This is a genomic window from uncultured Capnocytophaga sp. (assembly GCF_938029845.1).
In the GTDB taxonomy this organism is placed as follows: Bacteria; Bacteroidota; Bacteroidia; order Flavobacteriales; family Flavobacteriaceae; genus Capnocytophaga.
The window spans coordinates 19,194-27,521 of the sequence record NZ_CALHGG010000091.1 but is presented as its reverse complement, the minus strand read 5'-3'; the positions used below and the strand labels follow the sequence as shown (position 1 = coordinate 27,521).

The 8,328-nt window shown below is 38.2% G+C and carries 4 protein-coding genes; 2 read left to right on the top strand and 2 right to left on the bottom strand.

What is annotated here, in order from left to right; all coding sequences use genetic code 11:
- Positions 1-148: 148 nt before the first annotated feature.
- Together Q0625_RS06665 and Q0625_RS06660 are read right to left on the bottom strand one after the other, a co-directional pair.
- A complete protein-coding gene (locus Q0625_RS06665; RefSeq protein WP_298824869.1) occupies positions 149-1,471 on the bottom strand; it encodes a hypothetical protein in 1,323 nt (440 codons plus the stop codon).
- A gap of 408 nt (positions 1,472-1,879) precedes the next feature.
- A complete protein-coding gene (locus tag Q0625_RS06660) occupies positions 1,880-3,643 on the bottom strand; it encodes a hypothetical protein (protein WP_298824867.1) in 1,764 nt (587 codons plus the stop codon).
- Positions 3,644-3,905: 262 nt separating this feature from the next.
- Between Q0625_RS06660 and ileS the strand changes: the two genes are divergently transcribed.
- On the top strand, positions 3,906-7,322 hold the full coding sequence (ileS, locus tag Q0625_RS06655) for an isoleucine--tRNA ligase (RefSeq protein WP_298824865.1): 3,417 nt from the start codon (positions 3,906-3,908) through the stop codon (positions 7,320-7,322).
- Positions 7,322-8,191: a DNA damage-inducible protein D gene (gene dinD / locus Q0625_RS06650; protein ID WP_298824863.1), complete on the top strand. Its 870-nt coding sequence runs from the start codon at positions 7,322-7,324 to the stop codon at positions 8,189-8,191. Before ileS ends, dinD begins: the two co-directional genes overlap by 1 nt.
- Positions 8,192-8,328: the final 137 nt, after the last annotated feature.

Below are 8,328 nucleotides of genomic sequence, written 5' to 3'. Positions count from 1 at the left end.
TGAAGAGTGAAAAGTGAAGAGTGAAAAGTGAAGAGTGAAAAGTGAAGAGTGAAAAGTGAAGAGTGAAAAGTGTTAAGATGCAATAAATTACGCCTCTACAGTGAGGATACCATAGAGGCGTATAAATAACAAATGAAAAAAGATTGAATTAAACTTTATTACGTTTGTAGTTATTATGGGTATTTTGCATTAGTTGCAATTCCATTTTACCTATAATATACTCAAATTCTCTTTTAAGTTCTGTTTTGTCAATACTATTTCTAAATTCCACATCATCAGAAAGAATAGTTCCTTTTTTTGCTAATTTTTTATTATTGCGTTTCTTTATTTTCTCATTTAAAGCCTTAGTTATTTTTACTAATTGACCAAAATCTTCTCCTTTCAATTCTCTAAGAATAGAATCCATAGATTTTTTATGATCAATGTCTATTTCCGAGATTTCATTAACTTCAAAAGGGACATAATTGTTTTTTGAGTCTTCAGATAGGATGGCTTCTCCATTAATAAATACACGACCATCCTCTGATATACTTAATTCTTTTAGATTCTTAATAATATCATGATGATCTTTATTATAGAAGAATTGAATATTACTAATTTGTTTGTTAATGATATTTTCAAAGTATTTTTTATCTCCTGTTTTATTAAAATACTGTCCGATAAACCGAATAGGGAAGTAGAAATCACTTTTTTGATTAAATCGATTTTGGCTTGTTAATCTATTAAAGAATTTTTCACGAATTTCCTCAAATGTATAACTATCTTTAGGAATAAATAAAAGCTCTTCAATCTTGTACTTTTCAGATATTTCTGTTTCATCTTCGATATCAGGGTCGCTTATAGTGTCAAAGTCATTGTAAATAGCCTGCTCTATAAAATCAATATATTTCCTGAATCCAGAAGTATATTGAGTAATAGATGATAGGTCTTTAAAAGTAGACAATAGATATTTAGCTCCTTCGTCTTTTAAATAGTGTAATAGATCAATATTATGTGATTTATATATATCCTCAACTATGGAATATAGTTCAACCCCTAATAATTTATAGATGTTTTTAATGTAATTGATATAATCCTTAACTTTACTGATATTTTCATCTAAATATGAAATATAATCATCTTCTTTAAAAATATTTATATCAGTTAGTTTTGTTTCTTTTTGTTTTATTTCATAATAACCTAAGAAGCTAAAATATAACTTTATAGTAGATTTATAGGTATGAGTTCCTGTATAAGGATTTCCATTGATAGGAATAGCATGTAGAGGTTTTAAACCGCTATCCTTATCATCAGTTGTATAGGTAAACAATCTATAAATTTCTTGAGTTTTTCCCTCTTTAAAATATTTGTAAAGGTCATATTTTTCATTAACTGTTTTACAGTTAGCAATACGGCTTCCAATGGTTCTTTTTTCATAGTGACCTTGTTCAAGCCATTCTTTAAACTCTTGTTCTTTTTCTAAAATTCTCATATTTGTTTTATAAGTTAAACGTGCTACAAAACTACGAAATTATTTTTATATACACAAATAATTTTTATTATTTATTGCTTAATATTTATAATTAATAATGTAAAATAATGTTTAAAATACGATATTCTAACTTTCTAAGACGTAACTTATCTCGTCTCTATTCTAAAGATAGGGCTAAGATAATTCTTGATTAATGTAGTCTTCTGAGAAGACGAGAGTTTATTGCGTCTTAGAAAGTTAAGAGCAGTATTAATTCTTTAGTACTTGATTGTCTGAATGTAATATTCTTTGAAATCAACATTAGAGAACCTATCAATAAAGTGATTAGGAGCTTGCTCTGTCAAAATTTCTAGTCTATATGAGTTGTCTTTGTCTTCTCTAGTTGTTAGTTTACCAAAGAAATTGTTGTTATTTATCTTGAATACATGGACTTCTTTTTTTATCCTTATCATTTAATAGGAGCCAACTTCCTAAGAAATGATCCTTATTGGGTTCAATCCACCAAACAGGTTTGACTTTGTTTATATTGGCAAAAAAGAAAGTATCGTTAGTAGTAGCTTCATTTACTTGCTCTTTTACAATGCTGATAATGTCTTTTTTGGTTATGCCTAAAGAAGCTTCTTCGTTAGTAGGTTCGTCTTTTCTAGCTAATTGAAACTCCTCTTGTGAGAGAATGCTCTCTACTTCTCTGAGTAGGGCGATGGGGATTGTCCGAGGAGCAATCTCTTTGTAGGGTTCACCTTTTAACAAGCTTTGAGTTATAAGGGTAAGTTGCGGATAGGTAGCTTCATCCAAGAGGTCTAAGGCTGTAACCGTTTGTGAGACAGCGTGTAAAGTAAGGTCATGGATGGACTGGGCAATGAGGGGTACTAAATCACCATCCTGAGTAGGGTTATAAACGTTTTCCCCATTGATTAGCACATGCCCACTTTTAGGCTCTATGCGTAGTTCTTTTAGCTTGGTTAGCTTTTCATAGGTATCTTCTACAAAATAGCTGATGTTTTTACTTAGGTGCTCTATCATGTTATAAGAAAGTTTTTGATGCATGCGGTTAAGTGTGGAATGAATAGCGCTTAGGGATAGCGTTATACGTCCATCACTGCTGCAAAGGTGATGTCTGTTTATTTGAGAAGAAAGGAATCTTTGTGCTTGCCTAAAATCCATAGATGTGACTGGTAGATTCATCCTTGCTTCCCCTAAGATTTCATTGATACGTTTGTCCAACAATTGAGAAGATTCAAAAGGAATTTCTGTCTCTTCGGTAAAGAAAGGCAGCTGGATAATGCTGCGCTCATGATGCAAACGCCCTTCAGAGTCCATCCATAGGGAAGGGTTGAAAAGGCTGTTATACTCCATGATGTCCTTTACCGTCATGGTATCTTTGTCCAAGCACTCAGAGGTGCCTATCAGGTGGATACCCTGCTCTTGGCAGCTTTCTAAGGTATTGAATAAGTCCTTGTGCTGGTGGTAAGAGGTATAGGCATCGCTGACGAATATGACCCAGCGGGTATCAAAGACGTTTTCTGCCTTGCGTTTTTCATTTTCCTTTATAACCAAAGGAAGTACCTCCTGAGCTTGAAAGGCTTCAGTAAGCATAAAGGGGGCGATACGGGAGCGCAGCTCAGGGTGCTCATTAGGCTCTTCTATCCAAGCGATTTGTACCCGCTTGCGGTTGTTGGGGGTTAGTAGTGAATGTAGGAAAAGCTGTTGGAGCTTGTAGCGGTAGGAAGGCTGATCGCTTTCTATAGCGATATGCTTGGAGCTTGCTAAGTCTATAGAATATAAATCACGATCATCTAAGCCCAAGACAATAGGGAGTATTCCTTTAGTCTTTCTAAAGCAGGAATAAGACAGCAATTCCTGTAGATGGAAGAAATGGCTGGTTTGGTTGGGCATACGTATTTCTAAGAACTTATGCTGTGTCATCTCGCCCAGAAAACTATCGGAGATCACTACACATCCCTCAGGAAAGGCTTGTTGTATTCTCCATAACTCTTTGGTGGGGAGTAGCCTTTTGAGTTCCACCGAGAAAGTGGTATAGGCTTTACTGACCCTAAAGTGTAGGGACTTTTTGAAAGGAATAAGTAAGGAGGTTAGTTTTTCCTTGATATAACGCTCTTGCTTAGCGATTTCTTTTTGGAGCAGAGCTCGCATGGTGGGTTGATTTCTCATGGCTATCTATTTTTGTTTGATGGGGCAAAGGTAGGTCTAAGAGGTTGTCAAATTGTGATACCCATGCAAAAAAAATTACAAATAAAAAAATATGGGAAAATATTTGATTTTTATGCAAGAATGTTATATCTTTGCTCTTTTATTAGTGAAAAATTAAAAGTGAAGAGAGAAAAGTAATCAAACTCAAAACTCAAGATATAAAACTTAATCTTACCCCTAATAATCTATAATTCTATTAATTCTTAATTTAAAAAATTAGAAAATGAAATTTACAGAGTACAAAGCCTTAGAACTGACCAAAATAGCCGAGGAGATATTGCAGTTCTGGAAAGATAATGCGATATTTCAGAAAAGTATAGACTTCCGCAATGGGAAGGAGCCTTTTATTTTCTATGAAGGTCCTCCTTCTGCTAATGGATTGCCTGGTATTCACCACGTAATGGCACGTTCGCTTAAGGATATTTTCTGTCGTTTCCATACCCAATTGGGGGCACAGGTGTTCCGCAAAGCAGGCTGGGATACCCATGGGCTTCCTGTGGAGTTGGGTGTAGAAAAGGAATTAGGCATTACCAAGGATGATATTGGTAAAAAAATCTCTGTAGCCGATTATAACAAAGCTTGTAAGGAGGCGGTGATGCGCTATACCAATATATGGAACAACCTTACCGAGCAGATAGGTTATTGGGTGGATTTGGACGATCCTTATATCACCTACAAGCCCAAATATATGGAGACGGTATGGTGGCTTCTTAAACAATTGTATAACAAGGGATTACTCTATAAGGGGTATACCATACAGCCCTATTCACCTAAGGCAGGGACGGGGCTTTCCTCTCATGAGCTTAACCAACCTGGTTGCTATCGCGATGTAAGTGATACGACTATTACCGCTCAGTTCAAGGTAAAAGACTTCTCTCCTAAAGCAAAGATGGAACTTGGTTCTCCTGAGGGAGCTGTGTATATCCTTGCTTGGACGACTACCCCTTGGACATTGCCATCCAATACTGCCTTGGCAGTGGGTAAAGCTATTGACTATGTCTTGGTACGTACCTTTAACCAATATACTTTTGAGCCTATACAAGTAGTGTTGGCTAAGGAATTGGTAGAGAAGCAGTTTGGAGCAAAGTTCTTCAAAACTTCTGAGGAGGCAGATTTTGTAGCTTATGCTAATGACGAAAATCGCAAGAAGGTGCCTTATGAGGTTTTGGCTGAATGCAAGGGAGCAGACCTTGTGGGTACTACCTATGAGCAGCTTATTCCTTGGTTCCTCCCTGATGAAAATCCAGAAAAAGCCTTTAGAGTGATTCCAGGCGACTTTGTAACCACTGAGGACGGTACAGGTATCGTGCATATAGCGCCTACCTTTGGGGCAGATGACGCCCGTGTGGCAAGGGAAAATGGCATACCTCCCATGTTGGTCAGAGATGAGAATGACAACTTAGTACCTTTGGTAAATTTGCAAGGGCGTTTTCTTAAAGGAGACAAAGTACCAGCCCTTTTTGCAGGACAATATATCAAGAATGAATACTATAAGAGTGGCGAGGCGCCCGAAAAATCATGGGATGTGGAGCTGGCTATATTGCTCAAGACAGAGAACAAAGCCTTTAAGGTAGAGAAATATGTTCATAGCTATCCTCATTGTTGGCGTACCGATACTCCTGTACTCTACTATCCGTTGGACTCTTGGTTTGTGAAGATGACAGCTGTAAGAGACCGTTTGGTATCGCTCAATCAAGAGATTAATTGGAAGCCTAAGGCTACAGGAGAAGGGCGTTTTGCCAATTGGTTAGAGAATATCAACGACTGGAACCTTTCTCGTTCCCGCTATTGGGGAATCCCACTACCTATTTGGCGTACTGAGGATACTAAGGAAGAAAAAATCATCGGTTCGGTGGAAGAGTTGGTTACAGAAATCAACAAGTCCATAGCCGCAGGCTTCATGCAGGAAAATCCTTTTAAGAACTTTAAAGTGGGGGATATGTCCGAGGCTAATTACGACCTTATAGACCTGCATAAGAACATAGTAGATGAGATTGTTTTGGTTTCCGACTCAGGCAAACCCATGAAGCGCGAAAGTGACCTGATAGACGTATGGTTTGACTCAGGGTCTATGCCTTATGCGCAGGTACATTATCCTTTTGAAAATAAGGAACTCATAGATAACGGCAAGGCCTTCCCTGCTGACTTTATTGCCGAAGGGGTGGATCAGACCCGTGGTTGGTTCTATACCCTACATGCGATTGCTACGGCGGTATTTGATACCATTTCCTTTAAGAATGTGATGTCCAACGGCTTGGTATTGGATAAAAATGGCCAAAAGATGTCCAAACGCTTGGGTAATGCGGTAGATCCGTTTGAGACCTTGTCCAAGTATGGAGCCGATGCTACTCGTTGGTATATGATCTCCAACGCTAACCCTTGGGACAACCTCAAGTTTGACGTAGATGGGATAGAGGAAGTACGCCGCAAGTTCTTTGGTACGCTTTACAATACCTATTCTTTCTTTGCTCTCTATGCCAACTTGGACGGCTTTACCTATGCTGAGGCAGAAGTACCTTTGGAAAAACGCCCAGAGATAGACCGCTGGATTCTCTCCGAGCTCAATACCCTTATGGCCAAGGTTAAAGAAGCTTTCCTAGATTACGAGCCTACCCGTGCTACTCGACTTATCTCTGACTTTGTACAAGAGAACCTAAGTAACTGGTATGTACGTCTTTGCCGTCGTCGTTTTTGGAAAGGAGAATACGAAGAAGACAAGATATCCGCTTACCAAACCCTCTATACTTGTTTGGAAGTGGTGGCTAAGCTCTCCGCTCCAGTGGCGCCTTTCTTTATGGACAGACTCTACCGAGACCTTAATGGAGTAACAGGTAAGGACAAGGCTGAATCCGTACACCTAACCGATTACCCAGAGAGCAAGGTGTCCTATATAGATAAGCAATTAGAAAGCAAGATGGAGAAGGCGCAGAATATCTCCTCCTTGGTGCTTTCTCTTCGTAAGAAAGAGATGATCAAGGTACGCCAGCCTTTGCAAAAAATACTCATCCCTACCCTTAGTGAAGCCGAGAAGGCAGAGATATTGGCGGTAGCTAACCTTATCAAGCACGAGGTGAATGTAAAGGAAATAGAGTTTATTGACGATGCTTCAGGTATTTTGGTGAAACAAATCAAACCTAACTTCCGTACTTTGGGACCAAAGTTTGGTAAGCAGATGAAGGATATAGCCGCAGTGATCAATGATTTTACCCAACAAGATATACAATCCTTTGAACGCCAAGGTACTAAAGAGATTACCCTTGCAGGACAAACGCTTACTTTAGACCTGACAGATGTAGAAATCACCTCTCAGGATATAGAAGGCTGGCTTGTGGCGAGTTCTTCTACAGGCTTGGTAGTGGCTTTGGATGCTACTATTACCGATGAACTACGTGCTGAGGGTATCGCCCGTGAACTAGTGAACCGTATCCAGAATCTTCGCAAAGATACAGGCCTTGAAGTAACTGATAGGATTCGTATCCGCCTGCAACATCAAGATACCCTTGAGCAGGCTGTTCGTGCCAATGAAGCCTATATCAAAGCAGAGACCTTAGCCAATGAAATTCTTTTTGCTGATACCCTCCAAGGAGAAGAAGTCGCCTTTGATGATATTGTGACTAAGATTGTGGTGGAAAAAATATAATGGACAAGAATAGTATTGTACAGTACAAACTCTCATTTGATAGTATAACACATTATGTAGAGAGTGAAGACAGACAGGAGAGAGTTGAAATATGGTTTGCACGTGAGTTGCAAGCCATATTGGGCTATGCTCGCTGGGAGAATTTTATTATTGCTATTCATAGAGCTGTAGATTCATGTAAAACTCAGGGTATCAATGTAGATGATCATTTTCGTGAGGTCACGAAAATGATCGATATAGGTAAAGGAGGAAAACGTGAAGTATCAGATTTTATGCTTACACGTTATGCTTGTTATCTTATTGCTCAAAATGGAGATCCTAAAAAAGAGGAAGTAGCCTTTGCACAGAGTTATTTTGCAGTACAGACACGCAAAGCAGAGTTAATAGAAGAACGACTGAACTTGCTTTCTCGTTTAGAAACTCGTGATAAACTTAGAGCAGCTGAAAAGCAACTTTCTCAAAATATCTATGAAAGAGGTGTAGATGATAAAGGTTTTGCACGTATACGATCCAAAGGAGATACAGCACTTTTTGGAGGATATACAACTGAGGATATGAAACAGCGCTTAGGAGTAAAAGCTAATAGACCTTTAGCTGATTTTCTTCCAACATTGACCATCGCAGCAAAAAACCTCGCTACCGAAATGACGAATTATAATGTAGAAAGTAATGATTTGCATGGAGAGCTATCTATTACACAAGAGCATGTACAAAATAATCAAACAGTACGTGATATGTTAGGACAGCGAGGTATAAAACCAGAAGAGCTACCTGCTGCTGAAGATATTAAGAAATTAGAAAGGAAAGTATCTCGTGATGAAAAGAACATAGAGAAGGATTCTCAGAAATTGCCTAAGAATAGAGGATAATGATGTTTTCCGACCATTTTCGTGACCTCACGAAAATGGTCTATTCTAGTCGGTAATGGGTTTAAACTATTAATTATTAGTATTAGTTATCATTTTCGTGACCTCACGAAAATGATATTGGTCAATTAGTCTTAGGA